The sequence below is a fragment of the Stappia sp. G46H5W genome, from assembly GCF_058448995.1.
The window spans coordinates 453,636-478,797 of record NZ_JBZFLL010000006.1 but is presented as its reverse complement, the minus strand read 5'-3'; the positions used below and the strand labels follow the sequence as shown (position 1 = coordinate 478,797).

Genomic DNA, 25,162 nt, shown 5'->3' with positions numbered 1-25,162 from the left:
ATCAGGTCAGGTTCTTCAGCCAGGTGAGGGGTTCGGAAAACTCCACCCCCATCTGGTTTTCCTCCTGCCAGATGACCTTGACCGGGGTCCGGATATTCTCGGGAAGGAAGACGAGGTCGACGGCCTCGCTGCGGGTCAGCGGCGTTTCCAGCTTCAGCCGGGCGCCATGAGGCGAGAGATTGACGATCCGGCAATCGATGCCGAACCCTCCCTTGCCCTGCAGCACCAGTCTGCCCTGCTTGAGCGTTCTCACCCGGCTGCTGCGCCGTGGATCGTCCGCGCCGTCTTCCATGTCGATCTCCATATTCCGGCCGCGGCGAAATCCGCCGCGGTCTGCCCCATTTTCCGGAATCTCAGTGCGGTTGTCCGCCCGCGGACCGCCGACCGTCAAGAGACTGCGGGAAGTTTCTTCCCAGATAACTAAGGCCTCAGGCGCGCTCGATGGCGCAGGCAATGCCCTGGCCGACGCCGATGCACATGGTGGCGAGCGCACGCGACTTGCCGCGCTCGGCCAACTCCAGCGCCGCCGTGCCGACGATGCGCGCGCCCGACATGCCGAGCGGATGGCCGAGCGCAATGGCGCCGCCATTCGGGTTGACATGCGCCGCGTCGTCCGCGAGCCCCAGCTCGCGCATCACCGCCAGCCCCTGCGCCGCGAAGGCCTCGTTCAGCTCGATCACGTCGAAATCCGCAATCGACAGCCCCAGCAGCGCCATCAGCTTGCGGGTCGCCGGCACCGGACCGATGCCCATGACGCGCGGCGGCACGCCGGCCGCCGCCCCGCCAATGATGCGGGCGATCGGCGTCAGGCCATAGGCCTTCACCGCCTCTTCGGACGCGATCAGCAGCGCGGCAGAACCGTCGTTGACGCCGGAGGCATTGCCGGCGGTCACCGAACCGCCCTGACGGAACGGGGTCGGCAGCTTGGAGAGTTTTTCGGCGGTGGTACCGGCGCGCGGGTGCTCGTCGCGGTCGACGACGATCGGATCGCCCTTGCGCTGAGGGATGGTCACGGGGACGATCTCGCGGCCAAGGCGGCCGTTCTCCTGGGCCGCGACGGCGCGGTCCTGCGAGCGGGCGGCGAAGGCGTCCTGATCGGCACGCGCGACCTTGTAGTCCTCGGCGACGTTTTCCGCCGTCTCGGGCATGGAATCGATGCCGTATTGCGCCTTCATCACGGGATTGACGAAGCGCCAGCCGATGGTGGTGTCGTGGATCTCGGCATGGCGGGAATAGGCGCTGTCGGCCTTGGGCAGGACGAAGGGCGCGCGGGACATGCTCTCCACGCCGCCAGCGATCATCAGATCGGCCTCGCCGGTGCGGATGGCGCGCGCGGCCATGATCACCGCATCCATGCCCGAGCCGCACAGGCGGTTGACCGTGGTGCCCGGCACCTCGACCGGCAGGCCGGCAAGAAGCGCGGCCATGCGCGCGACATTGCGGTTGTCCTCGCCTGCCTGATTGGCGCAGCCATAGATCACGTCGTCGACGCGCGCCCAGTCCACGCCGCCATTGCGCTCGATCAGCGCACGGATCGGCACCGCGCCCAGATCGTCCGCCCGGACCGAGGACAGCGCACCGCCGAAGCGGCCGATCGGCGTGCGGACGTAATCGACGATATAGGCATTGCGCATCAGAAATCTCCCTGGTCCGGCCGGGCCGTTGTTGCCGGCGTCTTTTTCCCCGCCATGCGGGCAGGCGTCAACGCCCATCGCCGGCATTTAATAATTGATCGACCGGACGGTCAATTAAAACGAGCAGCGCCGACTTCCGGCGCAGGACGGCCACCAGCAGACGGTGGCTGCGAAGAGAAGACGTCTTTTCCGCCCTGCCCGCAGGGCTTGCTGATATAGCGTGTCCCTGTGCACGGCGAGGACGGCCCGGCGCGGAGGAGAAGTTCAATTTTAACCTTAACAAATTTCGCGACGACGTCTGTATTCAAGTTTAGATATTTTCAATTCGAACATGCGACAACACGTCCAACACCGCCACAAGAAGCAGAAACAATTTAGCAGAGCGCCGAATTTACAGGAGAACGACAATGCCGATTACCGAGGACGTGAGGAAGATCATTGCCAGTCACGGCAAGCTTCCCGTGGATGTCGCCACGCTTGCCGATGATGCGGATCTCTATGCCGCCGGCCTGTCGTCCTTCGCCTCGGTCCAGCTAATGCTGGCGCTGGAGGAGCGGTTCGACATCGAGTTCCCCGAGACCATGCTCAACCGCAAGACCTTCTCCAGCATCGGCGCGATCTCTTCGGCAGTGGCCGAACTCGCACCGGGCGAGCAGGTGGCGTGATGAACGCGCTCGGCTCCGCAACGGCCATGACGCTGTTCGAGCGCATGCGGCGGGTGGCAGCGATCGCCGCCACCCACGCGGATGCGGTCGACATCGAGGCGCGCTTCCCGCGCGAGGCGGTCGACGCCATGCGCCAGGAGCGGCTGCTCGGCTGCCAGATCCCGACGGACCTGGGCGGCGACGGTGCATCGGTCGCGGAGATTTCCGAGCTTTGCACGATCCTGGGGCAGGCGTGCTCGGCCGCGGCGATGGTCTTCGCCATGCACCAGATCAAGGTTTCCAGCCTCGTCAGCCACGGCGAGGGCGACACCTGGCATCGCGCCTTCATGACCCGGGTCGCGGGGGAGCAGCTGCTGCTGGCCTCGGCGACCACGGAAGGGGGCATCGGCGGCAACCTGCGCAACTCGATCTGCGCGATCGAGGTCGAGGGCGACACCTGCCGCCTGCAGAAGGACGCCACCGTCATCTCCTACGGCACGGAAGCCGACGCCATCCTCATCACCTCGCGCGCGCACCCGCAGGCTGCCTCAAGCGACCAGGTGATGACCGTCTTCCTGAAGGACCAGTACACGCTCGAACGCACTCATGTGTGGGACACGCTGGGCATGCGCGGCACCTGCTCGGACGGGTTCCTGTTCAAAGGCGAGGCTCCGGCGCAGCAGATCCTGCCCCGGCCCTTTGCCGAGATCGCTGCCCAGTCGATGCTCGCCCATTCGCATATCCTGTGGAGTGCGGTGTGGTACGGCATCGCGGCCGATGCCTTCGTCAAGGCGCAGGCCTTCGTGCGCGCGGCCGCCCGCCGCAGCCCCGACCAGACGCCCCCCGGCGCGCTGCGCGTGGCGGAGGCCTCGGCCCTGCTGCAGGGCGTCAAGGCCAGCATCGTGGCAGCCATCGAGAAATACGACGCGGCACGGCTGGACGAGGACAAGCTCTCGGCCATGAGCTTTGCCGTGGCGATGAACAACCTGAAGATCGCCAGTTCGCAGACGATCCTGTCGATCATCAATCATTGCATGCTGATCTGCGGCATCCTCGCCTACAAGAACGGCACGCCCTTCAGCCTCGGCCGGCACCTGCGCGACGCGCATTCGGCCCAGCTGATGATTTCCAACGACCGCATCCTCGGCAACACGTCGACCATGCTGCTCGTGCACAAGCAGGACACCAGCCTTTATGGCTGATCGGGAGGGAACCATGGACATGCAGAGCTCGCTGCTCGACCGGCTGCTTGCCGCCGGCCTGCTGATCGACACCGGCATCGACGGCCTCTACGGCCGCAGCGGCGCCTTCGAGGACGTGATCGCGCGCTTCGAGAAGCTGATCGACGCCCATGCGCCGGCAGACGCGCGCCCGGAGGTGATCCGCTTCCCGCCGGGCATGAACCGCGCCCATTTCGAGGGCTCGGGCTACATGAAGAGCTTCCCGCAGCTGGCCGGCACGGTGCACAGCTTCTGCGGCTGCGAGCTCGACCACATGAACCTGCTGCAGTGCATCGCCGAGGGCGGCGACTGGACGGAAGGCCAGAAGGGCACCGACGTGGTGCTGACGCCGGCCGCCTGCTACCCGCTCTATCCGGTGGTGTCCAAGCGCGGACCGCTGCCGGCCGGCGGCGGGCTGTTCGACCTGCAGTCCTACTGCTTCCGCCATGAACCGTCCAAGGACCCGGCCCGCATGCAGCTGTTCCGCATGCGCGAGTTCGTGCGCATGGGCACGCCGGACGAGGTGATGGAGTTCCGCGAGGACTGGATGGAGCGCGGGCAGAAGCTGATCTCCGCCGTCGGCCTCGATGTCGAGCTGGACACGGCGAACGATCCGTTCTTCGGCCGTGCCGGCAAGATGATGGGCAACAGCCAGCGCGAGCAGAAGCTGAAGTTCGAGCTGCTGATCCCGGTGACCTCGTCCGCCAACAAGACCGCCTGCCTCAGCTTCAACTACCACCAGGACCACTTCGGCACGACCTGGGGCCTGAAGACCGCCGATGGCGAGACCGCCCACACGGCCTGCGTCGGCTTCGGCCTGGAGCGGATCGCGCTCGCGCTGTTCGCCCGCCACGGGCTGGACACGGCCGACTGGCCCGCGGACGTGCGCAAGGCGCTGTGGGGCTGACCATGCCCGCGTTCGACAGGCTCTCCGCCCTTCGGGCCGACGGCTACCGGCCGCATCCCCTGCACGACGCAGGCCGGATGTGGCCGGAGACAAACTGCTATGTCGATCTTTGGATCGAGGTGCTGCATGCGCTCGGCCTGCCGGTGGAGGCGATGCTCGGCTTCACCGTGGCGCAGGATTTCGAGGGCGACCAGTTCACCTTCTTCAAGGTGCCGCTGGAGGACCTGGAAACCCTGTACGGCATCCGCGCGACGGAACTGGCGGTTTACGAGCCGGTCGAGCAGCATGTGGCGACGCAGATCGCCCGCGGCCGGCTGTGCCTCGTCGAGGTGGACAGCTATTTCCTGCCCGACACGCAGGGCGTCAGCTACCGGATCGAGCACGGCAAGACGACGGTGGCGATCACCGCGCTGGACGAAGATGCCAAGCGCCTGCGCTACTTCCACAATGCCGGCTTCTTCGAACTGGAGGGCGAGGATTTCGACGGGGTATTCCAGCGCGGCACGCATGCGCAGCCCCTGCCCTTCCTGCCCTATACCGAGTTCGCCAAGCTGCCCGAGACGGCGCCCGATGCTTCCCTGGCCGGCAATCCGCGCGAGATCGCCTGGAAGCTGCTCGCCGGGCATCTGGCGCGACGGCCGAAGGACAATCCCTTTGCCGCCTATGCGTCTAGCTTCGCAGCCGAGATCGAGGCCCTGTCGGAGCGTCCCTTCGAGGCCTTCCACAAATACGCGTTCAACACGCTGCGCCAGGCGGGCGCCAATTTCGAGCTGGCGGCAAGCCATCTCGACTGGCTCGCCGAGGACGGCAGCCTTGCGGCGGAAGCGGAGGCTGCACGCGCCATCTCCGAATGCTGCAAGACGCTGCAGTTCCAGCTGGCACGGGCGCTGGCGCGCAAGCGCTTCGCGGGTCTCGGCGAGGCCTTGACCCCGGCGGCCACGGCCTGGGACACGCTGATGGCGGGGCTGGAAGAGAAACTCCCCGCACGCCTGCGCATGCTCGCCGCGTGACGCGCACACGGTGCGGCCAGACCCGATATCGGGGAGCCAGATGATCGACCTTGCCACCCTCCCCGAGGCCGCGAACCGTCTCGCCGGTGCCGACTGGCAGCTCTGCGTCACGCCGGCGTATGCCTGGACGACGCCCTCCGACATGAACGTCGAGGCAGACTGGGTGCCGGCACAGGTGCCTGGAACGGCGGCGGCCGCGCTGGAGGCGGCCGGCCGCTTTTCGCGCGAGGCGCCGACGCCGCTGCACGACAAGGACGTCTGGTATCGCTGCCGGATCGCACCGTCCAAGTCCGGGACGCATGTGTTGCGCTGCGACGGGCTGGCGACGGTCTGCGAGGCCTGGATCGGCGATGCGCCGCTGCTGACCTCCGACAGCATGTATCAGCCGCTCGAGATCGAATTCGACCTCGATGGCCCGGCGGAGCTGGTCTTCTGCTTTCGCGCGCTGACGCCGCACTTCGCCCGCAAGGGCCCGCGCGCGCGCTGGCGCACGCGCCTTGCCGACGAGCCGGGCCTTCGCATGGTCCGCACCACGCTGCTCGGCCATATGCCGGGCTGGTGCCCGAGCGTGCATGCGGTCGGTCCCTGGCGAGAACTGACGCTCGCCGCTCGCTCCGATGTGCTGCTGCAAGGCCTTTCCGTCCGCACGGCTCTCAGCGAGGACGGCACCGGACGGCTTACCGTTTCGCTGCGGCCCGGCGACGGGCTTGCGCCAGGCGCACGCATCGCCTGTGCCGGCATCGAGGCGCCGCTGGAGGAGCAGGCGGACGGCAAGCTTGCCGCGACGCTGGAGCTTCCCGATATCGAACCCTGGTGGCCGCATACCCACGGCACGCCCACCCTGCACGACGTCCGGCTGGTCTGCGAAGGGCGCGAGGTGCTGCTGGCACGCACCGGCTTCAGGCGGATCGAGGTGGACCGGGGCCCGGACGGCAACGGCTTCGCCCTCCTCGTCAACGGCGTGCCGGTGTTCTGCCGCGGCGCGGTGTGGACCAGCGCCGACATCTGCGCCCTGCCCGGCACCGTTGATGCCTATCGCCCCTGGCTGGAGCTGGCGCGCGACGCGCATATGAACATGCTGCGCATCGGCGGAACGATGGCGCCGGAAAGCCCTGCCTTCTTCGAGCTGTGCGACGAACTCGGCATTCTCGTGTGGCAGGACCTGCCCTTCGCCAATTTCGACTATCCGGCGAGCGATCCGGACTTCGCTGCGAAAGTCGCCAGCGAGACATCGGACCTGCTCGGCGCGGCGAGCGCCTCGCCGTCCCTCGCGGTCATCTGCGGCGGCAGCGAAATGCACCAGCAGGGCGCGATGATGGGCCTGCCCGAGGAACGCTGGCGCGGGGCACTGACCGAGGAGATCCTGCCGGGTGCGGCGGCAAGCGCGCGGCCCGACGTGCCCTATGTGCCGAACTCGCCGAGCGGCGGGGCCATGCCGTTTTCGCCCAATGCGGGAATCGCCCATTACTACGGCGTCGGCGCCTATCGCCGGCCGCTGGAGGATGCAAGGCGGGCGCATGTGCGCTTTGCCGGCGAATGCCTCGCCTTTTCCAATGTACCGGAGCCCGGCGCCGTCTCCGAGCTGGCTCCCTGCCACCATCCGGACTGGAAGCGCGGCGTGCCGCGCGACCGGGATGTCGGCTGGGACTTCGAGGACGTGCGCGACCACTATGTGCGCGAGCTCTACGGCACCGATCCGCTCGACCTGCGCTATGGCGATCCGGCTTCCTATCTCGACCACGGCCGGGCGGCCGTGGCCGAAATCATGGAGACCACCTTCGCGGAATGGCGGCGCAAGGGGTCGGGCTGCGGCGGCGCGCTCGTGTGGACCTTCCAGGACCTGATGCCGGGCGCCGGCTGGGGCGTGGTCGGTAGCGACGGCACACCGAAATCCGCCTGGCATGGGTTGCGCCGGGCGTTTGCGCCGCTGCGCCTCACCGTGACAGACGAAGGCACCAACGGGCTCGACATCCACCTGCAGAACGATACGCCCGACGCGCGGGCGCTGCGAATCGAGATCGCGTGCCTGCGCGAAGGGCAGATGCCGGTGGCGAGCGGCGGCGAAGTGGTGGAGATGCCTGCGCATGGCAGCCTCACCCTTCCGGCGACCCGGCTGATCGGCGCCTTCTTCGACACGACTTTCGCCTTCCGCTTCGGCCCGCCCTCGCACGACTGCGTGCATGTGCGGGTGCTCGATCCCGACACCGATGCGGTGCTGGACGAGGCCTTCCACTTCCCGCTCGGGCGCAAGGCGTCGGCGCGCGGGGCGAAGATCTCCGCCGACGCATTCGCGACAGCGGATGGCGGCTGGTGCCTGCAGCTTTCGAGCGACAGGGTGGCGCAGAGCGTGTCGATCCGCGACGAGGCGTTCCTGGCGCTCGACAACTGGTTCCACCTCGCGCCGGGGCATGTGAAGACGGTGGCGCTGCGCCGCCGAGCGGGCGCCCCCACCGACGCCAGGCCGCAGGGGCAGGTTCTGCCGCTTTACGGACAGCCGGTGCCTTACGCGGCGGGCTGAGCGCCCGCGGCTTCACTCGTGGCCTCGGCCAGGGCCGCGCCGATCACCTGCTCGCGCAGGGCCAGACGGGCGGCCTCGGGCGTGAGATTGTGGTCGGCGTCGGAGATCATGACAACATCGATATTCGGATAGGCGGCCAGACGCTTCCAGGCTTCGCCGAAGAACGTGTCCAGCTGCGCCAGCCCCGGATCGCCCTCGCTGAAGACGAGGACGATGGCAACGCCGCGCATGGACAGCGCCGCGAGATTGGCATGCACCTGACGATAGAGCCGCGAGAACGGTGCCAGGCCGAAGAGCCAGGGCGCAAGACGCCGCTCGCCCTGCCGCCAGGCCCGCACGGCAAGGCTGCGCAGGATGCCGAGCGGGTCGGACTTTCCGGCGAGCACCCGCTTCCACTTGCTGGGGTCAAACAGCTTGCGGCCGTATTCGCTCGCCGAGCTGTGGCCGAAGCGGAGCACCTCGGCAACGTCGTCGCGCGGGTCCCACAAGAAGCGCTGCAGGTTGACCGCGACCACATGGGCGATGCGTGTGTCGGAGAGCGCGCCATTGAGCGCCAGATAGGCGCCGCCGCAATTGCCCGTGACCACGACGCGATCGCCGCCGCCCATCGCCTGGCAGAGGTCGATGGCGGCGGAGAGCTGCGCCGGCAGGCCTGCATGATAGTGGACCACCTCCGGCCCGCCGGGCAGCGGCCGGCTGTCGCCGATATCGGCAATGTCGAAGCGGAAGGAGGGAACGCCGGAGGCCGCGAGCGCACGGGCAAGCTCCACCCCGCCGCGCGCCCAGCCCGCGCGCGGATTGCCGCCGGCATTGAGCAGGATCACCGGAAGGGCCTGAGGGTCCGGATAGGCCGGTGCGCACCAGACGCCGACCATCGTCTCCTGCGGGCCGAAAAGGCACAGCGTCTCCGTGAAGGACGGCCCGGCAAGCCGGGCGGCAGGCAGCACCGGCGCGCCATCGGTGGTAACGGGAGCGACACCAGCAGCCTGCGGCAGCAGGCTCTGCACCCAGGACAGGACGCGAGAGTAGTCTGCCTCCGGCACGAGAGAACCGGTCGGGTCGGTCATCAGCTCGTCATAGCCGGTCATGATGCCGGCTTCGCCGCCGGTGGCAGCGGCAAGCGTCTCGCACAAGGTGCCTTCCGCGGCGCGCCCCTCGCGCGCCAGCGCCAGAACCGGACAGGCGGGCATTTGATCGAGCACGGTCAGATCGAGCGCGCGCAGCTCGGCAGCCAGCGCGTCGGACATCGGCAGGCCGGCGATGCGCAAAGCCTCGCCGGGCCCGGGCGCAGGCGCCGAGCCGGTGACCTCGCCGATCATCACCGCGCGGGCCTGCAACTCGCGCAGCCACATGCGGCCCTTGGCCGGAGGCGCCAGCAGCACGAGGCCCGCTACGGTGTCGGGATGGGTGCCCGCATGGCGCAGGCACAGGGCCGCACCGAGGCCGAGACCGACCAGCACGACGCGGGTGGCGCGGGTGTCCCGCAACAAGGTCTCGCAAGCGGAGGCGAGCGCGGCGTCGAACGGGGCGAGCCCGCCGATATCGGCGGCGGAGGCGAGCGCATCGCCGGAGCCGGGCTGGTCGTAGCGCAGCACCGGGCAGCCCAGCGCCGACAGGCGGTCGGACAGGACCCGCAAGGCGCGGCGGGCGCATTGCGCCTCGTAGCCCCAGGGCTCGCAGATCACCACGCCGACATCGCCGCCGGCCAAGTCAAGCAGGCCGACCGTCCCGGCGAAGGCCACCGGCAGGCGCGGGACGGGTGCCGGACCTGTCATCGGCGGCGCAGCGACTCGCACGAACGCTCCTCCGGTGTCTTGCGCGCGATGAACGGCTCGATCGCCACCATCTGCGGCCGGTCGAGGCCGTCCTCCAGCGGCTGTACCGAGAGCGGATAATCGCCCCACCAGTCACCGGCGGCCCAGATGGTCCAGCCGGTCCAGATGTCGGGGCGCGAGTTCAGCAGGCTGACGACACGGGCAAGGCCGCGATAGCAATCGGGGCGGGCATGGCCGCCGAACTCGCCGAGAAAGGCGCGGTTGCCGGTTTCCTCCATCCAGGCGGTGACGCGCTCCAGCCCGGCAATCGCCTCGTCCACCTTGTTGCAAGCGGTCTTGGTGCCGGAATAGTCGTCGTCGAGATACTGGTGGATGTCGAAGCCGTAGTGGTTCATCGGGTCGACGACGCCGCGCATCACCTCGGCGTTGGAGCCGCCCTCCTGGTCCGCGTACCAGTGCACGGCCGCTGTCCAGATCGTGCCGGGCACGAGGATGAAATTGTCCGCGCCGGCCTTGCGCACTTCGGCGATGGCGGCATTCGCCGCCGGCAGCCACTGCTGCGCCGTGACGAAGGCCGGCTCGTTCATGATCAGGTAGATGATGTCGTCGCGCCCCGAAAAGAGCGGCGCGAGCCGGCGCCAGAAGTCGGCAAAGGCCTCGATGGGCACGTCCTCGCCGCCGATGTTCTTCTGGTAATACATGGCGAAGTTGCTGGGATCGAGCACCACCGTCATGCCGAGACCGGTGGCGGTGGCGACCGTCTCCTGAAGCCGCTTCAGCTCGGCCGGGTCGAACTCGGCGAACTGCTTCTTCTGCAACCGCTCCCAGCGGAACGGCAGGCGGATGACGTTCATGCCCTTGGATCGCAGGTAGCGCAGGGTTTCGGCCGAGGGGTAGATGTAGTGGCGGCCGAACTCGCCGGGCAGGACCTCGCCGAACTCGGCTCCGGCGGCATTGGCCCCGCGCAGGCACTCGGCGGCGTTCGCACCAGCCGGGCCGAGCAACAGCGAGGCGAGAACGCCCGCGGTGACGAACTCACGAACGCCCATTGTCTCCTGCTCCCGCCGCCTGGGCCGCCTCCTCGCTCACCGGCCGGGCGGCCGCGCGCTTCTCGCGCCACCGCAGGGTCAGGAAGGAAATGGCTGCATTGTCGACCTGCCAGTGGCGCAGGACCCAGCGCCGCGAGATCAGGTGCAGCGTCACCAACTCGATGACGCCGGCCATGGCAACGCCCTCCGGCCCGAACTGGCTGGCCAGCACGAACAGCAATCCGAGATAGACCACAAAGACCACGCTGCGCGCCTTGAGCAGATGCGCCTCGCCGCCGCCGATCATCATCAGCCAGGTGCCGGGGCCGAAAAAGGCATGGGCGATTGCCCCGATGGACAGCAGCACGAGCACCGGAAAATGCTCGACGAAGGACGGGTCGAAGAGATGCAGCACGAAGGGGCCGATCACGAACAGCACCACCCCGCCGATGAGGGCAAGGGCGAAGCTGCCGGCCGAGAGCATGGAGACGAGCTTTTGTGCGCCTTCGTGGTCCCGCTCCTGAAAGCGGGCGGAGATCAGCGGAACGCCGACCGTATCGATCGCCAGCACCGGCAGGATCAGCAGGGAGGCGATGCGGGTGGCGACGAAATAGAAGGCGGCAATGTCGAGCCCGATGGCAACGCCGATCAGGATCGTCTCGAAGTACAGCGCCGCTGCGGAAAAGAAGCCGTTGGCGGAGAAGGTCAGCGTCTCGCGCCGCCATTCGCCCGAGGGCACCTCGGCGCGCGCACTGGGGGCATGCAGGAAGCCGAGCCCTTCATGGGCGACGAAGCGGACGAACTGGTAGCCGACCATCAGCGCGAGCAGGCCGGTGACGATCTCGATGGCGAGCGCACCTGTCTGCAGCAAGCCTGCCCAGGCAAGCACGGCCAGAGCCACACAGGACAGCAGGCGCCAGAGGTTCTCCCGCGGCACCAGGGCCAGCACGATCCGCGCATGAACGATGAAGTAGCTCTGCATGTACTCGCTGAGCGTGAAGATCGCGCCGAACAGCAAGGCGATGGGCAGGTGGTCGTACGGATAGGGAATCCGGTCGGAAAACAGCCAGATGACGAGGGCGGCGAGCACCTGTCCGCCGCAGCCGATGCCCAGCCACAACGCGTTGTAATAGAGGAGCGACTGGTTGGTTTCCCCGCGCGCATGCGTCGCCAGTCGGAAGTGCTTCACCAGCAGGACCTGCTGGCCGAATACCGCGATCAGGCCCAGCGAGGACCCAACGGAGAAGAGGAAGATGTAGAGGCCGTACTCGTTCGTATCGAGCACATGGCTCGCCACGAACAGCAGGGCGAAGCTCAGCACGGTGCTGCTGCCCCGGCTGACCAGGGACCAGAAGATCTTCCGAAAGCCCTTGCCGGCGGCGATCGCTCGGATCCGCTCGATCATGAGGCCACCTGCTCCCGCACACCGCCGGCGCGCGCTGCCGCATGTTCCACTGCAGTCTCCAGAAACTGGGTATAGGCTGCCGCGATCTGCGGCCGGTAGTAGAGCTCGGCAGAGGCGAGCGCTCCTTGCGAAAGACGTTCGAAGAGGGCGCCGTCGCCGGCGACCTGCTCGATAAGCCCGGCAAGCGATGCTGCATCGCCGGCCGGGAACAGGAAGCCGTTATGGTCCGGAATAACGGTTTCGGCAATGCCGCCAAGGTCGGAGCCGAGCACCGGCACGCCATGGGCGAAGGCCTCGATGGCGACCCGGCCGAAGGCCTCGCGGCCGATGGAGGGAAAGACCAGCAGGTCGACCTGCGGGAAGAAGGTCGCCGGGTCCGCCCAGCCGAGGAACCGGGTCCTGTCCGTGGGGAAGCCCCGCGTCAGCTCCGTCGCATCGCTGCCGTCAGGCGAGGTGCCGGCAATGACATAGTCCACCGGGCGCGCGGAAGCGATCCGCGCCGCCGCCTCGCCCAGAACCTGCAGTCCCTTGAAAGGGGTATGAACGCTGAGGAAGCCGACGCGCAGCGGCCGGTCCGCCGGAAAGCGCCGCGCCGTCGCGCCGGGCACCGGATCGATGGCGCCGGGAATGCGCCGGGTCACCGCGTTGGGGAAGTAGCCGGCCGACACATGGCGCTCGATGACTTCCCGGCTTTCGCCGCACAGCCCGTCGACATAGCGGGTGAAGTGCCGCTTGCCGAGCGAGGTCAGCCAGCAGGTGGAACACTGGCCGTCGCAATTGCGCCCGTCGGACGTTTGCATCACGCCGCGCCAGCACATCAGGAAGGCGCTGCGCAGCGTATGCGCAACCGGAACGCCGAGCGAGCGGGCCGCCGCCCAGGAGGCGACGTTGATGTTCTCGATGCTGTCGGTCAGCAGAACGTCGGGACGGAAGTCCGCAATCTCCCGGCGCATCGCCGTGAAGGCGCGCGGGTTGCCGTTTTCCAGCAGATGCCAGGCGATCTTCTTCCAGGTCGGACGCGGGCGCCGATAGTTCCAGTAGACATTGGGCGGGCGAATGCGCCGGACCTCGAAACCGTCGGCCTGCTCCAGCGCCTCCTCGTCCGCGACATTGACGACGCGCAGCACATGCCCCTCGCCCGCAAGCATGCGGGCCAGCATCAGGGCTGAAATGGGCCCTCCGCCGTCCATGAAAGGGGGAAAGGCAGCGCAAGCCATCAAAATTCGCATCGGCCCGGGCATTTCCGTGGGTCTGGTACGTGCTGGTTTCAACTCACCACCTGACTAGCCAAAACATGTTAATCGGCCGTGTTCGCGGCGAGGTCCGGCACAAACGGGGTGCGGTTTCCGGCCAATGGCGTTAACCGGAGCTTGCCGCAACACAAAAGACCGGGATCGGCACCTGCCTTCAAATTTGCTTTACCATGGCAATCGAAACGAAAGAGAGACGTGGTGCCTGCAACCTGACGTTCATGGTCTGCGGCTAGCTTTCGACCAGACAAGACACGAAAACGACAGACTTCCTGCACAACAGGATGGCCACAAGATGACGGCACGAACACACAGCCTGCTGCAAGCCGTACCGACCGTTACGCCGCAGCTGACGACCGGCGAGCGGACACGCCGGCGGATCAAGACGTTCGGGCTGCGCATGCTGGCAAAAAGCCGTCTCACCCGACTGATCGGGTACCGCTACGGCGGGTCCGGCGTCATCCTGATGTTCCACCACTTTACCCGCGACACCCGGGCAAATCTCGACCAGGGCTGCCTGATCGGCGACTTCGAGCGGATCCTGGCCGGACTGCGGCGGCGCAAGCGGGAAGTGGTGACGCTGGACGAGGCGACGCGGCGCATCGCCCAGAACGACCCCCGTCCCTTCGCGGTCCTCACCTTCGACGACGGCTATCGCTCCAACATCGACCTTGCCCTTCCCATTCTGGAGAAATACGCCGCGCCGGCCACGATCTACGTGCCGACCGAAATGATGACCCGCACCATCAATGCCTGGTGGTTGGGTCTGACCGAGCTGTTCCGCTCGCGCGAGCGGATCGAGATCGAGCCGATGGAGCAGCGGTTCACCTGCCGGGACATCAACAGCAAGATCGCCGGGCTGCGGCGCGCCGTCGCGTGGGTCTGGGAAGACTTCCGCCGGGCCGAGATGCTGGGCCCGACATTCAAGGCGCACGGGATCTGCCTTGCCGACGTCGTCGCCCGCTACGTGCTGGACGATGCCGGCGTCAGGGCCGCCGACCGGCACCCGCTGATCGAGATCGGCGCCCATACCACGACGCACCGCGCCCTTGCCCTGCTGGACGAGGACGAGCTGCGCGCCGACATCGCCGACAACAAGGCCTATCTGGAAGCGTTGCTGGACCGGGAGGTGCCGCATTTCGCCTATCCCTACGGCCCGCCGTCGCTCTCCGGCGAGCGCGAGCCGAGGGTCGCGCGCGAGGCGGGCTTCCGTACCGCCGTGACCACCACGCCCGGCTGCCTGTTCCCGGCCCATGCCGACCACATGTTCACCCTGCCGCGGCAGAATGCCGAGTTCACGACCGATTCCGCCTCCTACACCGAATGCGGCATCGACGGACTGTTCCGCGCACTCGCTACGCGCGGCGGCAATCCGCTGGCCGGCGTGACGGCCCCCGCCGCATGACACAGCAAGACGGCGAGCTCCATCTGGTGCATGTGGTGCGCCAGTACAGGCCGAGCGTCGGCGGGCTGGAAGACTTCGTCGCAAGCCTGGCCGCCCGCCAGAAGGACCGTTTCGCCAGCGTCAGGATCGTGACCTGCGACCGGGTGTTTCGCGGCGGAACGAGAGAGCAGCTGCCGGCGCGCGAGATCATCGACGGCATCGAGGTGATCCGCCTGCCCTGGCACGGATCGACGCGCTACCCCGTCACGCCGGGTATCTTCAAGGCCATTGCCGGCGCGGATCTCGTGCATGTCCATGCCATCGACTTCTTCTTCGATGCGCTCGCCCTTGCCGCCCCGTTCCACCGCAGGCCGCTCGTCGCCACCACCCATGGCGGCTTCTTCCACTCCGGCACGGCCGGCGGACTGAAGACGGTCTGGTTCAATACCCTGACGCGGCTTTCCGCGACCGCCTATCGCGGCATCGCCTGCTGCAGCCAGAGCGACTACGAGCGCTTCGCCGCCATCGCCCCCAGCAAGGTGCGTTTGATCGAGAACGGCGTCGACCTTTCCAAGCTCGGCGATGCAGGCGCCAAGGCCCCGGTGAAGGGCATCGTCAGCATCGGCCGGCTGTCGCACAACAAGCGCATCGACCGGGTGCTCGACGCCTTCGCGGTCCTTGCCCGGCGCGATCCGGAGTGGACGCTCGACATCGTCGGCACGCCGTTCGACTGGAGCGGCAAGGACGTGGAGGCGATGATCGGCGAACGCGGGCTCGCAGGCCGGGCCCGGCTGCATGTCGGCCCGGACGATGCAGCCATGCGGGAGATCGCGGGCCGGGCGAGCCTGTTCGCCAGCGCCTCCGTCTATGAAGGCTTCGGCATTGCGTTGATCGAGGCAATGAGCGCGGGCCTGGTGCCGGTGGCCGAACCCAATGCCGCCTTTTCCGCCTTCGCGCAGCGCCATCCCGGGATCGCGCTGACGGATTTCGGCGATGCGGAGCAGGCGGCGAACGCGCTTGCCGCTGCCCATGACCGGCTTGCCGCCGATCCGAAGGGATTGCGCGAGGAGGTCATGGCCGTGGCGCAGACCTATTCCTGGGAGAGCACGGCCGAGCGCTACGCGGACTTCTACCGCGAGGCGCTCGGGTCTTCGACGCGCTGACGGCCAGCTGCAAAGCCGCGCCACACGTCGACGGCACCGGCGCAGAACCACAGAAGCCCGGCGGTCTTGATCGAATAGAACGAGGCCGAGACCACCATCAGCAGGCAGATATAGGTCACGAGCGGGGCGCGGAAACGCCAGGCATCGGGCGAGCGCACCGGCGCAAAAATGTAGAGCGACCACAGGCCGGCGATGCCGATGAGACCGAGCTGGTGGAGCGAATAGGCATAGCCGTTATCCTCCAGGAAGCCGCCATAGCTGGAAATGCCGAACACGCCCTGCGTGTCGAGCTTGAGCAGCAGCCAGGAGGCGTGCAGCCAGCGCCCGCCCAGATCGTCTTCCCAGCGCAGCGCATCGGTCGACATGCCGTAGACGGCCATCGCCAGCGTGATGAAGGCCGGCACCAGCACCCAGATCAGCCGGGGAATGACGCGGTAGACCATGATCACCGCGATCAGCGCAAAGCAGACCATCATGCCGAAGCGCGCATCGCCGAGAACGATGACGATGGAGGCTGCGGCCAGAAGCAGCCAGCGATGGGTCATGTCCTTTCGGAAGACCGCCCACAGCACCAGGAAGGCGCCGTAATTGCCCATCGCCACCGGCTCGAGAAAGACCGACGACACCCGGTGGGTGCCGAGGAACGGCAGCAGGTTGCGGCCCTGCATGCGGGTGCCGCTGATGAAGAGCGAGGAATCCTCGATGAGGTTGTCGCCGACCTCCAGCGTGCCGCGGGAGATGTAGTATTTCAGCACGTTGACATTGGCGATGAAGACGTCGAGCAGGAAATACTCGAAGAAGCCGATGGCCACGACGATGCCCGCCGACAGCAGCACGATGCGGTCGACGCTCTCGATGTCCCGGACCCGGCGCCCCAGGAAATAGAACGCGATCGGGATCAGCCCGTCGCGGATCGCCTTCAGGTCGAGCTCCGGCCGCAAGGCCAGGATCAGCGCCACATAGGCGAGATAGACGGCCAGCAGCGCATAGAGCCCAGCGCGCCGGTCGGCTGCCAGGATCATGGCGCCGGCGATCAGCACAAGCTCCGCCAGCATCACGATGTTCTGCGACACCCCCATCACGCGGGTGTTGAGGAACGCCAGGAAGAAGTTGAAGACGATGGTGCCGATGACCAGCAGGCCGGCGGCCCGGATCCACAGGTCATAGGTGTCGGGCCGACGCACCGCGGTCGGCCGTGCAGCAGGAAGTCTGCTCCAGACGGGACCGCCCGACGTTTCAGGCCGCCAGCGCGACATTGCCGATCATCCGCTCTTCCCAGGGCTTGAGCAGGGCGAGCGTGCGGTCGAGATCGGAGCGGGCCGTGTCGCCGACCCGGGTGACCAGCAGGATCGCGTCGCTGTAGTCGAGAAGCATCGGGAGGTGAGGATTGGACAGCGCCGACCCGCCGTCGATGATCAGGAACTCGTCCCCCGTGGTCTCGAAGGCGTCGACACCCGCCCGGCCGGCACGTCCGTCCAGCCGCTCCACGGTAAAGGGCGCGGCCGGCGCCAGCGCGGCGGTCTCGGCCTGCCGGCGACGGGCGGACAGGCGCGAGCGCCCTCCCGCCTCGGCAACGGCGGTGGTCTTGGACGGCGCCGCCAGACGCTCCGTCCCGTCGCCCGGACGGGCCAGCAGCACATCCTCGCCCATGTCGTAAAGGCTGGCGGCAATCGCGCGCGACAGCGGCGCGATATCGGTGCCGCTGCCGGTTGCCAGCACGAGTACATGCGCGGGCCGCTCGTTCTCGAAGGCGTGGCGCAGCGCGAAGGCGATGCGGGTGACGGCCAACTGGCGCTCCGCCACGTTGTCGTCGGCGCGTTTGCGCAGGCCGCGGCGGGTACCGGGCACCGACATGCTGGCGATGAGCGGAACGCCGGTGATGTCGACCAGCTCGCGCTCCGAGCCGAGCTTGCCGTTGAGGATCTCCCAGCCGACGGCACAACCGGCCGCCATGATGGTGCCGAAGACGCCGGCCGCCAGCAGGACGATAAGGCCGGAGGGGCCCATCGAGCGAAGCGGCGCCACCGCCGGCGAAATGATGCGGGAATTGCTGGTGTCGATGCTGCTCTGCTCGTCCAGTTCCTTCGCCCGGCTGAGGAAGGCGCGATAGACGGTGGCGAGCGAGTCCGCCTCGCTTTCAAGCTGGCGCAGCTGGATCTCGGCCCTGCTCTGGTCGACGCTGGTGGAGGTCACCCCCTGAAGCTGGGTTTCCAGCGCCGCGACATTGGCTTCCGCGCGCTGCAGGTCGGCATTGGCGGAGCGGCGAACCCGGCTGAGCTCGTCGTCGATCATCTCGCGCGTGTTGGTCAGCTGGGAGCGCAGCTCGCGCAGCTGGGGGTGATTGGCACCGAGCGTCGTTGCCGCCTGCGCCTCGCGTTCGGCGATACGAGCATACTGGACGCGCAGGGAGCCGAGCGTCGAGGTCTGGAGGCGGACCGGCAGGGAGCCGCCCTCGATGGCATCGGCGGTCAGCCCGGCAAGCAGTTCGGCATTGGCACGCGCACCCTCCAGCTCCACCCGCGCCTGGGTGAGCTGCGAGTTCAGCTCCTGCAACCGCTGCCCCACGACAAGCCCGCGCTCGCTGGTACGGATCAGGCCGTTCTCGGCGCGGAAGGCCTCGACCTTCGCCTCGGCTTCCTCGACGCGCTTGCGCAGGCCATCCGCCTGGGCCTGCAGTTCGACCGAGGCGCGCAAGGTGGACTCGGTGCGCCGCGTGCGCTGCTCGTCGAGATAGATGCGGGCCGCCTCGTTGGCGATCTCGGCCGCCTTGAAGCGGTCGGGGTGCTGCATGAAGATGTTGAAGACGAAGGAGTTCTCGATGCGCATTACCTGGAGGCGCTCGCGCAGGGCGTTGACGGCCGCCGCGCGCCGGTCCTGCGCCGACGGCTCCTTGCCGCTACCCAGGAGCCGCGACAGAAGTCCGCCGGACTTCGGCAGGATCGCCGGGTCGTTCTCCAGGTCGAGCTTGTCGATGACCTCGTTGAGCGCGGAATTGGAGAGAATCACATAGGTCTGGCTGTCGATGGCCAAACGCTGGACGCTGTCTCCGCCCTGGCGCGACACGATTTCGTTGCCGACGATCTGCAGCGCCTGCGGCTCGATCAGCAATTCGACCACCGCCCGATAGTTCGGGGTGCGCATGGTCAGATAGACGAGCGCAAGGGTCATGAAGAGCAACGGCAGGATGATCAGCCAGATCATGCGCTTCTTCAGAATGCCGGGGATCTGGTAGATATCGATCATGCTCGGGAAGCCATCGCTGTTCTCACGCGCCGGAGGCCCGGCTCACCGCCACGCCACATGGCCGGCATGTTCTCCAGTCTCGTCCGTCATGGTTAACATTTCCCCAAAGGGCAGCTGCAAACAGCGAGCCCGTCCGCGCGGTTAACCGGGTGTTCATGCTGCCCCAATTCCTGCGGAGTATCGTTAGACTGCTGTTGATCGGAACACCCCATACCTGTGACAGTGCCGGGCGAAGGCAACGGACGGAAGCGGATGACGCGCGAAATCGCCAAGACAGACCAGGACAGCGTGCAGATAGGCCCGGTGGCCATCGCGCGCCTCAGCCGCACGGACGCGATCCGCCGCCTGCTTGCCGTTCCCGGCTCTGGCACCCGTCTTGCCGTTGCCTTTGCCAATGCCCACGGCCTGCTGCTGGCGATGGACGATCCGGCCTTCGCCAAGGCGCTCGCCCAGTTCCTCGTGCTCAATGACGGGATCGGCGCGGAAATCGGCGCAAGGGTTCTGTCCGGCGCGGGTTTCGAGGACAATCTGAACGGCACCGACTTCGTGCCCGCACTGCTGGACGCCACACCTCACGGCACCCGCGTCTATCTGTTCGGTGCCCGGCCCGAAGTGGTGGAGAAGGCCGCCGGTGTCTTCGCCGCCCGCCACTCCGCAATCACCATCTGCGGGTGGCGCAACGGGTATTTCGGCGAGGACGAGATCCCGGAGATCATTGCCGACATCAACGCCGCCCGCCCCGACATCCTGCTGGTGGCAATGGGCAATCCGCGCCAGGAGTTTCTCATCAACCGGCTGTGGAGCGATCTCGACGTGCCGCTGGCTCTGGGCGTCGGCGCGCTGTTCGACTTCACCGCCGGCGAGGTGACGCGCGCGCCTTCGCTGCTGCGGCACAACGGGCTGGAGTGGGTCTATCGCCTGTGGCAGGAGCCCAAGCGTCTGGGCCAACGCTATACGAGCGGCATCATCCGCTATCTGTGGAAGATCCTGTGCCTGAAGCTGTCGGGAAAGTCCGCCCGCGCCTGATGCATCAAAGCCGCGCTTCCAGCCAGGCGAGCGCGGAAGCGACATCCTCGACCACCTCGCCGCCAGCAACGACCGGCCGGCGCACCACCACCACCGGCAGGCCGAGACGGCGGGCGGCGAGCAGCTTCGCCTCGCCGAAGGGACCGCCGCTGTTCTTCGTCACCACATGGGTCGCGCCGTGCCCGCGCAAGAGGGCGACCTCCGCATCCACGTCCCTGGAGGGACGGGCAAGCACCAGCCGGCCCGGCGGCAGCTGGGTGCCGGCCTCCGGCGGATCGATCATCCGCATCAGGCAGTCGAGATCGCGGCGCTCGGCGAAGCGCGAGATTTCCTTGCGGCCGACCGCGAGAAAGGGCCTTGCGCGCAACGGCAGAATTGCGGCCGCCTCGTCCAGATCGGCAACCTCCTGCCAGTCGTCGCCCGGCCCGGCCTGCCAGGCCGGACGCTCCAGCCGCAAAAGCGGAATGCCGGCGATACGCGTGGCTGCAACGGCATTGGCCGAGATGCGCGCGGCGAAAGGGTGGGTGGCATCGACCACTGCAGCGATGCCCGCGCCCCGCAGCCACGTGCCCAGCCCTTGCGCCCCGCCAAAGCCGCCGATCCGCACGGGAACCGGATAGGCCTCGGGCCGTTCGACGGCACCGGCAAGCGACGCTGTGACCGCAAAACGGGGATCGTCGGCAAGCCGGCCGGCAAGGGCCCGCGCCTCGCCGGTGCCGGCCAACAGAAGGACGGGGAGCGGCAGGCTCATGCAGCGCCTTCCGCATCGAACGGACGGTGCGCAACGACGGCGCCGGCCCGGTCGACCACCAGCACCTCGACATCGACCGGGGCGTCGCGCAGCACGGCCCGGGCGGCAGCCTGGGCGCCGCGCGCGACCTCGGCGGCAACATCGATGCCGGCGGCTTCGGCGCGGTCGAGCACCTCCTTGGCGGTGTTGGCGCCCCTCGCCGCCTCGACGATCTCCGCCGGCGCCCCGGCCCGCTCCAGCAGCAGGGCAAGCGCGGCAAAGTCCACCTGGCTGCGCGCCGAGTGCAGGTCCAGCGCCCCTTGCGCCAGCTTGACGAACTTGGCAAAGCCCCCGGCCAGCGTCAGCCGCGGCACGGGATGGGCCCGCAGATACTTCAGCAGCCCACCGGCAAAATCGCCCATGTCGAGATAGGCCATCTCGGGAAGATCATAGCGGGCCTTCACCGCTTCCTCCGAGGTCGTGCCGGTGGCTCCGACCACATGCGACTGACCTGCGGCGCGCGCAACATCGACCCCGCGATGGATCGAGGCGATCCAGGCCGCGCAGGAGAACGGGCGCACGATGCCCGTGGTACCAAGGACCGAAAGGCCGCCGAGAATGCCGAGGCGCGGGTTCATCGTGCGCTGCGCCAGCGCCTCGCCGCCGGGGATCGAGATCTCCACCTCGACATCGCCGGTCACACCGAACAGGGCTGCCACCTCGGCAATGACGCCGCGGATCATTTCGCGCGGCACCGGATTGATTGCCGGCTCGCCCGGCGGGATCGGCAGTCCGGCGCGCGTCACCGTGCCGACCCCCTCGCCGGCACGGAACAGGACACCGGACCCGGCCGGTGCAATGCGCACGCTGGCGATCACCGTCGCGCCGTGGGTCACGTCGGGATCATCGCCTGCATCCTTGACGATGCCGGCACGGGCAAAGCCCTGTCCCAGTTCCTCCAGCGCAAGGGCGAAGGCGGGCCGCTCGCCCTTCGGCAGGGTCACCTCGACGGGATCGGGAAACGTGCCTGTCAGCAAGGCCTGATAGGCGGCCTTGGCTGCGGCGGTCGCGCAGGTGCCGGTGGTCCAGCCCCGGCGCAATGCGGTTGTTTCCTTGCGGTTCATGCGCCGGACTATAGGGGCGCACATGGCAAGGTCGCAATTGCTATGGAAGCCGACGTCAACCGACCTTGGCGCGGCGGGCGGAGCGGCGTAAAAACGATCAGGATGTCAAACGAGAAACACGCAGATCAGCCCGCCCCGACCGTGGCGCCCAATTCCTGCCCGCCGCTCAGTGAAGCGCTCGAAGGGCTGGCCCGGCGCGGCTTTCCGCTGCCGGACTTCCTGCCCGGCTGGGTATGGCTGGCCGGCGCCGGACCGGGCGACCCCGGCCTGTTGACGCTGCATGTCCTCAACGGCCTCGCCCAGGCAGACGTCATCGTGCACGATGCGCTGGTCGATGCCTCGATCCTCGGCCTCGCCCGGCCGGACGCGATCATCGACTATGCCGGCAAGCGCGGCGGCAAGCCGAGCCCGAAGCAGCGCGACATTTCGCTGAAGCTCGTGGACTATGCGCGGGCGGGCAAGCGGGTGCTGCGCCTGAAGGGCGGCGATCCGTTCGTCTTCGGCCGCGGCGGCGAGGAGGCCCTGACGCTGGTCTCGCACGGCGTGCCGTTCCGCATCATTCCCGGCGTCACCGCCGGCATCGGTGGCCTCGCCTATGCCGGCATTCCCGCGACCCATCGCGACACCAACCAGGCCGTCACCTTCCTGACCGGCCACGACCAGACAGGCCTGACGCCTTCGGCCATCGACTGGGACGCGGTGGCGCGCGGGTCTCCCGTCATCGTCATGTACATGGCGATGAAGCATCTCGAGCTGATCGTCTCCAAGTTGCTGGCCGGCGGACGCCGGGGCGAGGAACCCGTCGCCATCGTCTGCAATGCCTCGCTGCCCGACCAGAAGGTGCTGGAGACGACGCTGGCCAGTGCCTCCGCCGATGCGGAAGCCGCCGGGCTGGAACCGCCGGCCATCGTCGTGGTGGGCGAAGTGGTGCGGCTGCGTGCCGGGCTCGACTGGCTCGGCGCGTTGGAAGGACGGGAGCTCTATTCCGACCCGCTGGACCTGCGCGAGACGACCACCGCACGGCCGGCGAGCGGCGGCTGACCATGACCGCCAAAATCACGGCAGGCGAATCCAGGCCAGTTGGTGGCCTTGTCATCGCCGCGCCAGCTTCCGGCAGCGGCAAGACCACGCTCACGCTCGCCCTGCTCAAAGCCTATCGCAAGGCCGGGATCCGCGTCGCCAGCGCCAAAACCGGGCCCGACTATATCGACCCGGCCTTCCACGCGGCGGCCAGCGGCCGGCCTTGCGTCAATCTCGACCCCTTCGCCATGCGCGGCGCTCTCATCGACAGACTGGCCTCGGCCCAGGCCGAGACTGCCGACCTGTTGCTGGTCGAAGGCGTCATGGGCCTTTTCGACGGCGCCGCCGACGGCAGCGGCTCGACCGCCGATCTTGCCGCACGTCTAAGCCTGCCGGTCGTTCTGGTGGTGGATGCGGGAAAGCAGTCGCAGTCGGTCGCCGCGCTGGTGCGGGGCTTTCGCGACCACCGCGCGGATGTGACCGTCGCCGGCGTGATCCTCAACCGGGTCGGCAGCCCGCGCCACGAGGGGATGCTGCGAGCAGCGCTTGCCGGCATCGCCATGCCGGTCCTCGGCGCTGTGCCGCGCGATGCCAGGCTCGATCTGCCCGAGCGCCATCTCGGTCTGGTGCAGGCGGGAGAACACGGCGATCTCGCAGGGTTCCTGGAGCATGCGGCCGCGCGCGTCGCCGGGAGCTGCGATTTGGATGCGCTCCGCGCACTGGCATCTCCGCTGGCGCGCAGTGAATCGACCGCGGCCGCGACGCTGCCGCCGCCCGGCCAGCGCGTCGCCATCGCCCGCGATACCGCCTTTGCCTTTGCCTATCCGCATCTGCTGTCGGGCTGGCAGGCGCAGGGCGCCGAGCTGTCGTTCTTCTCGCCTCTCGCCGATGAGGCTCCCGACGCACAGTGCGACGCTGTCTATCTGCCCGGCGGCTATCCGGAACTGCATGCGGAACGAATCGCGGCGGCCAGCCGGTTCCGGCAGGGGATGCAGGCAGCCATGGCGCGCGGCGCGCTGATCTACGGCGAGTGCGGCGGCTACATGGTGCTCGGCGAGCATCTGACGGACGCCGAGGGGGCGCGGCACGCGATGCTCGGGCTGCTGCCGTTGGAAACCAGCTTTGCGACACGCAAGCGGCATCTCGGCTACCGGCGGCTCAAGGCCCTTCCCGGTGCGCCGTGGCAGGGCGAGCTGACGGGCCACGAATTCCACTACGCGACCATCCTGCGCGAGGGGCAGGCGGAGCGGCTGTTCCAGGCGGAAGACGCGCTTGGAGCGCCGGTCGGCGATGTCGGACTGCGCGTCGGCCGCGTGTCGGGCTCGTTCATTCACCTGATAGATGGCACCTGATCGATGGCACCCGATCGGCGGCACCCGATCGACCGGGTGTGACCCCGGCCGATCGGGCAAGGGTCAGGCGGCCTCAAGCAGGCAGAGCTTGCAGCGATAGCCTTCCTTTTCGTGATAGGCCGAATCGCGGATGGCACGGATGCGGGCGATGCCCCTGTCTTCCATCGTCTTGAGATGCGCGGGATAGCCGTCGCTCTCCCAGACCTTCTCGTGCACGGTGACGACGAGCGGCGCGCCGGGACGCGCGACACGCGCCAGTTCGTCGATGGCCTGCGGGCCGACATGGCCGCTGGTGAAGACGCCGACGCTCACCACCCCGTCATAGGCATTGTCGGGCAGATCCAGCGGACGGGTCAGGTCAGCCTCGGCGAGTTGCCGGTAGACGCCCTTCTCCGAGGCCTGCTCCAGCATGCCGGGGCTGAGATCGACGCCGTCGATATCCGCTTTCGTACGCCGGCTCAGTTCCAAGCCGACAAGGCCGGTTCCGCACCCGGCATCCAGCACGGCGCCGGCCCCCTCGCCGATCTCGCGCGCCAGAGCTTCGGCGGCAAGCGCCGGGGCGACATAGCCCATGCCGGAGACCGTGTCCGCGTCGTAACTGCCGGCCCAATCGGCATAGAGATCGCGGATACGCTCCCTGTCGCCATCCAGGGCATAGGCACGTTGCAAGAGCGGGTTGTCCGTCTCCATGGCGGGTCTCTCCTTTGGCTGTTGGGATGGCCCAAGCCT

21 protein-coding genes are annotated in these 25,162 nt (G+C 68.0%); 10 read left to right on the top strand and 11 right to left on the bottom strand.

Annotated features, from left to right (window positions below; all coding sequences use genetic code 11):
• Position 1 precedes the first annotated feature (1 nt).
• A complete protein-coding gene (locus ACVJ6E_RS20420) occupies positions 2-292 on the bottom strand; it encodes a PilZ domain-containing protein (protein ID WP_158592741.1) in 291 nt (96 codons plus the stop codon).
• Positions 293-428: 136 nt separating this feature from the next.
• The gene (gene pcaF, locus ACVJ6E_RS20415) at positions 429-1,634 is read right to left on the bottom strand and encodes a 3-oxoadipyl-CoA thiolase (protein WP_120270303.1); all 1,206 of its coding nucleotides are present in this window, start codon (positions 1,632-1,634) and stop codon (positions 429-431) included.
• A 413-nt stretch (positions 1,635-2,047) separates the two neighbouring features.
• Between pcaF and ACVJ6E_RS20410 the strand changes: the two genes are divergently transcribed.
• The 5 genes from ACVJ6E_RS20410 to ACVJ6E_RS20390 are packed head-to-tail and all read left to right on the top strand — an operon-like array spanning position 2,048 to position 7,933.
• The gene (locus ACVJ6E_RS20410; protein ID WP_067337794.1) at positions 2,048-2,299 is read left to right on the top strand and encodes an acyl carrier protein; all 252 of its coding nucleotides are present in this window, start codon (positions 2,048-2,050) and stop codon (positions 2,297-2,299) included.
• Complete coding sequence (locus ACVJ6E_RS20405) at positions 2,299-3,480, top strand: acyl-CoA dehydrogenase family protein (protein WP_120270304.1); 1,182 nt, start codon at positions 2,299-2,301, stop codon at positions 3,478-3,480. The genes ACVJ6E_RS20410 and ACVJ6E_RS20405 overlap by 1 nt, the downstream gene beginning before the upstream one ends.
• Positions 3,481-3,493: 13 nt before the next feature.
• Positions 3,494-4,405 carry an amino acid--[acyl-carrier-protein] ligase gene (locus ACVJ6E_RS20400; protein WP_245164943.1) on the top strand — a complete coding sequence of 304 codons (912 nt, stop codon included), beginning with the start codon at positions 3,494-3,496 and terminating at the stop codon, positions 4,403-4,405.
• A 2-nt stretch (positions 4,406-4,407) separates the two neighbouring features.
• On the top strand, positions 4,408-5,415 hold the full coding sequence (locus ACVJ6E_RS20395; protein WP_120270723.1) for a DUF1839 family protein: 1,008 nt from the start codon (positions 4,408-4,410) through the stop codon (positions 5,413-5,415).
• A 40-nt stretch (positions 5,416-5,455) separates the two neighbouring features.
• Positions 5,456-7,933: a glycosyl hydrolase 2 galactose-binding domain-containing protein gene (locus tag ACVJ6E_RS20390; RefSeq protein WP_120270306.1), complete on the top strand. Its 2,478-nt coding sequence runs from the start codon at positions 5,456-5,458 to the stop codon at positions 7,931-7,933.
• On the opposite strand, the gene ACVJ6E_RS20385 is transcribed toward ACVJ6E_RS20390, so the two are convergent.
• The 4 genes from ACVJ6E_RS20385 to ACVJ6E_RS20370 are packed head-to-tail and all read right to left on the bottom strand — an operon-like array spanning position 7,918 to position 13,331.
• The gene (locus ACVJ6E_RS20385) at positions 7,918-9,729 is read right to left on the bottom strand and encodes an alpha/beta fold hydrolase (RefSeq protein ID WP_147421904.1); all 1,812 of its coding nucleotides are present in this window, start codon (positions 9,727-9,729) and stop codon (positions 7,918-7,920) included. The genes ACVJ6E_RS20390 and ACVJ6E_RS20385 overlap by 16 nt on opposite strands.
• Complete coding sequence (locus ACVJ6E_RS20380; protein WP_120270308.1) at positions 9,705-10,757, bottom strand: glycoside hydrolase family 5 protein; 1,053 nt, start codon at positions 10,755-10,757, stop codon at positions 9,705-9,707. The genes ACVJ6E_RS20385 and ACVJ6E_RS20380 overlap by 25 nt, the downstream gene beginning before the upstream one ends.
• Entirely contained in the window at positions 10,744-12,141 is a 1,398-nt protein-coding gene (locus ACVJ6E_RS20375; RefSeq protein WP_120270309.1) for a lipopolysaccharide biosynthesis protein, read from the bottom strand. The genes ACVJ6E_RS20380 and ACVJ6E_RS20375 overlap by 14 nt, the downstream gene beginning before the upstream one ends.
• Positions 12,138-13,331 (bottom strand): glycosyltransferase, encoded by a 1,194-nt coding sequence (locus ACVJ6E_RS20370; protein ID WP_491676522.1) that lies wholly within the window; start codon positions 13,329-13,331, stop codon positions 12,138-12,140. Before ACVJ6E_RS20370 ends, ACVJ6E_RS20375 begins: the two co-directional genes overlap by 4 nt.
• Positions 13,332-13,686: 355 nt before the next feature.
• Here ACVJ6E_RS20370 and ACVJ6E_RS20365 point away from each other — a divergent pair, with 355 nt between their 5' ends.
• Positions 13,687-14,796, top strand: a complete 1,110-nt coding sequence (locus ACVJ6E_RS20365; RefSeq protein ID WP_208996862.1) for a polysaccharide deacetylase family protein — start codon at positions 13,687-13,689, stop codon at positions 14,794-14,796.
• On the top strand, positions 14,793-15,938 hold the full coding sequence (locus ACVJ6E_RS20360; protein WP_120270311.1) for a glycosyltransferase family 4 protein: 1,146 nt from the start codon (positions 14,793-14,795) through the stop codon (positions 15,936-15,938). Before ACVJ6E_RS20365 ends, ACVJ6E_RS20360 begins: the two co-directional genes overlap by 4 nt.
• Here ACVJ6E_RS20360 and ACVJ6E_RS20355 read toward each other — a convergent pair.
• Together ACVJ6E_RS20355 and ACVJ6E_RS20350 are read right to left on the bottom strand one after the other, a co-directional pair.
• Positions 15,905-17,122: a UDP-phosphate alpha N-acetylglucosaminyltransferase gene (locus tag ACVJ6E_RS20355; protein ID WP_147421905.1), complete on the bottom strand. Its 1,218-nt coding sequence runs from the start codon at positions 17,120-17,122 to the stop codon at positions 15,905-15,907. The two genes, ACVJ6E_RS20360 and ACVJ6E_RS20355, sit on opposite strands and share 34 nt — an antisense overlap.
• Before the next feature lie 52 nt (positions 17,123-17,174).
• Positions 17,175-19,181, bottom strand: coding sequence for a Wzz/FepE/Etk N-terminal domain-containing protein (locus tag ACVJ6E_RS20350; RefSeq protein ID WP_120270313.1), 2,007 nt, complete (start codon positions 19,179-19,181; stop codon positions 17,175-17,177).
• A gap of 252 nt (positions 19,182-19,433) precedes the next feature.
• On the opposite strand from ACVJ6E_RS20350, the gene ACVJ6E_RS20345 reads away from it, so the two are divergent.
• The gene (locus ACVJ6E_RS20345; protein WP_120270314.1) at positions 19,434-20,207 is read left to right on the top strand and encodes a WecB/TagA/CpsF family glycosyltransferase; all 774 of its coding nucleotides are present in this window, start codon (positions 19,434-19,436) and stop codon (positions 20,205-20,207) included.
• Positions 20,208-20,211: 4 nt separating this feature from the next.
• Here ACVJ6E_RS20345 and ACVJ6E_RS20340 read toward each other — a convergent pair whose 3' ends face one another.
• The gene (locus ACVJ6E_RS20340) at positions 20,212-20,958 is read right to left on the bottom strand and encodes a cobalt-precorrin-6A reductase (RefSeq protein WP_120270315.1); all 747 of its coding nucleotides are present in this window, start codon (positions 20,956-20,958) and stop codon (positions 20,212-20,214) included.
• Positions 20,955-22,061 (bottom strand): cobalt-precorrin-5B (C(1))-methyltransferase, encoded by a 1,107-nt coding sequence (locus ACVJ6E_RS20335; protein WP_199681484.1) that lies wholly within the window; start codon positions 22,059-22,061, stop codon positions 20,955-20,957. Before ACVJ6E_RS20335 ends, ACVJ6E_RS20340 begins: the two co-directional genes overlap by 4 nt.
• 102 nt (positions 22,062-22,163) lie before the next feature.
• Between ACVJ6E_RS20335 and cobA the strand changes: the two genes are divergently transcribed.
• Both cobA and ACVJ6E_RS20325 read left to right on the top strand, forming a co-directional pair.
• Positions 22,164-23,102 carry a uroporphyrinogen-III C-methyltransferase gene (cobA, locus tag ACVJ6E_RS20330; RefSeq protein ID WP_120270317.1) on the top strand — a complete coding sequence of 313 codons (939 nt, stop codon included), beginning with the start codon at positions 22,164-22,166 and terminating at the stop codon, positions 23,100-23,102.
• 2 nt (positions 23,103-23,104) lie between these two features.
• Complete coding sequence (locus tag ACVJ6E_RS20325; RefSeq protein ID WP_120270318.1) at positions 23,105-24,433, top strand: cobyrinic acid a,c-diamide synthase CobB; 1,329 nt, start codon at positions 23,105-23,107, stop codon at positions 24,431-24,433.
• A gap of 63 nt (positions 24,434-24,496) precedes the next feature.
• Here the strand turns inward: ACVJ6E_RS20325 and ACVJ6E_RS20320 are convergent, their stop codons facing one another.
• Entirely contained in the window at positions 24,497-25,123 is a 627-nt protein-coding gene (locus ACVJ6E_RS20320) for a class I SAM-dependent methyltransferase (RefSeq protein ID WP_120270319.1), read from the bottom strand.
• Positions 25,124-25,162: the final 39 nt, after the last annotated feature.

Excerpts from the sequence above, each read along its gene's own strand:
- ACVJ6E_RS20345 (WP_120270314.1), top strand. The coding sequence starts at position 19,434 with ATGACGCGCGAAATCGCCAAGACAGACCAGGACAGCGTGCAGATAGGC.
- ACVJ6E_RS20360 (WP_120270311.1), top strand. The coding sequence starts at position 14,793 with ATGACACAGCAAGACGGCGAGCTCCATCTGGTGCATGTGGTGCGCCAG.
- ACVJ6E_RS20390 (WP_120270306.1), top strand. The coding sequence starts at position 5,456 with ATGATCGACCTTGCCACCCTCCCCGAGGCCGCGAACCGTCTCGCCGGT.
- ACVJ6E_RS20365 (WP_208996862.1), top strand. The coding sequence starts at position 13,687 with ATGACGGCACGAACACACAGCCTGCTGCAAGCCGTACCGACCGTTACG.
- cobA (WP_120270317.1), top strand. The coding sequence starts at position 22,164 with ATGTCAAACGAGAAACACGCAGATCAGCCCGCCCCGACCGTGGCGCCC.
- ACVJ6E_RS20320 (WP_120270319.1), bottom strand. The coding sequence starts at position 25,123 with ATGGAGACGGACAACCCGCTCTTGCAACGTGCCTATGCCCTGGATGGC.
- ACVJ6E_RS20380 (WP_120270308.1), bottom strand. The coding sequence starts at position 10,757 with ATGGGCGTTCGTGAGTTCGTCACCGCGGGCGTTCTCGCCTCGCTGTTG.
- pcaF (WP_120270303.1), bottom strand. The coding sequence starts at position 1,634 with ATGCGCAATGCCTATATCGTCGATTACGTCCGCACGCCGATCGGCCGC.
- ACVJ6E_RS20370 (WP_491676522.1), bottom strand. The coding sequence starts at position 13,331 with ATGGACGGCGGAGGGCCCATTTCAGCCCTGATGCTGGCCCGCATGCTT.
- ACVJ6E_RS20420 (WP_158592741.1), bottom strand. The coding sequence starts at position 292 with ATGGAAGACGGCGCGGACGATCCACGGCGCAGCAGCCGGGTGAGAACG.
- ACVJ6E_RS20335 (WP_199681484.1), bottom strand. The coding sequence starts at position 22,061 with ATGAACCGCAAGGAAACAACCGCATTGCGCCGGGGCTGGACCACCGGC.
- ACVJ6E_RS20340 (WP_120270315.1), bottom strand. The coding sequence starts at position 20,958 with ATGAGCCTGCCGCTCCCCGTCCTTCTGTTGGCCGGCACCGGCGAGGCG.
- ACVJ6E_RS20400 (WP_245164943.1), top strand. The coding sequence starts at position 3,494 with ATGGACATGCAGAGCTCGCTGCTCGACCGGCTGCTTGCCGCCGGCCTG.
- ACVJ6E_RS20325 (WP_120270318.1), top strand. The coding sequence starts at position 23,105 with ATGACCGCCAAAATCACGGCAGGCGAATCCAGGCCAGTTGGTGGCCTT.
- ACVJ6E_RS20375 (WP_120270309.1), bottom strand. The coding sequence starts at position 12,141 with ATGATCGAGCGGATCCGAGCGATCGCCGCCGGCAAGGGCTTTCGGAAG.
- ACVJ6E_RS20350 (WP_120270313.1), bottom strand. The coding sequence starts at position 19,181 with ATGATCGATATCTACCAGATCCCCGGCATTCTGAAGAAGCGCATGATC.
- ACVJ6E_RS20395 (WP_120270723.1), top strand. The coding sequence starts at position 4,408 with ATGCCCGCGTTCGACAGGCTCTCCGCCCTTCGGGCCGACGGCTACCGG.
- ACVJ6E_RS20405 (WP_120270304.1), top strand. The coding sequence starts at position 2,299 with ATGAACGCGCTCGGCTCCGCAACGGCCATGACGCTGTTCGAGCGCATG.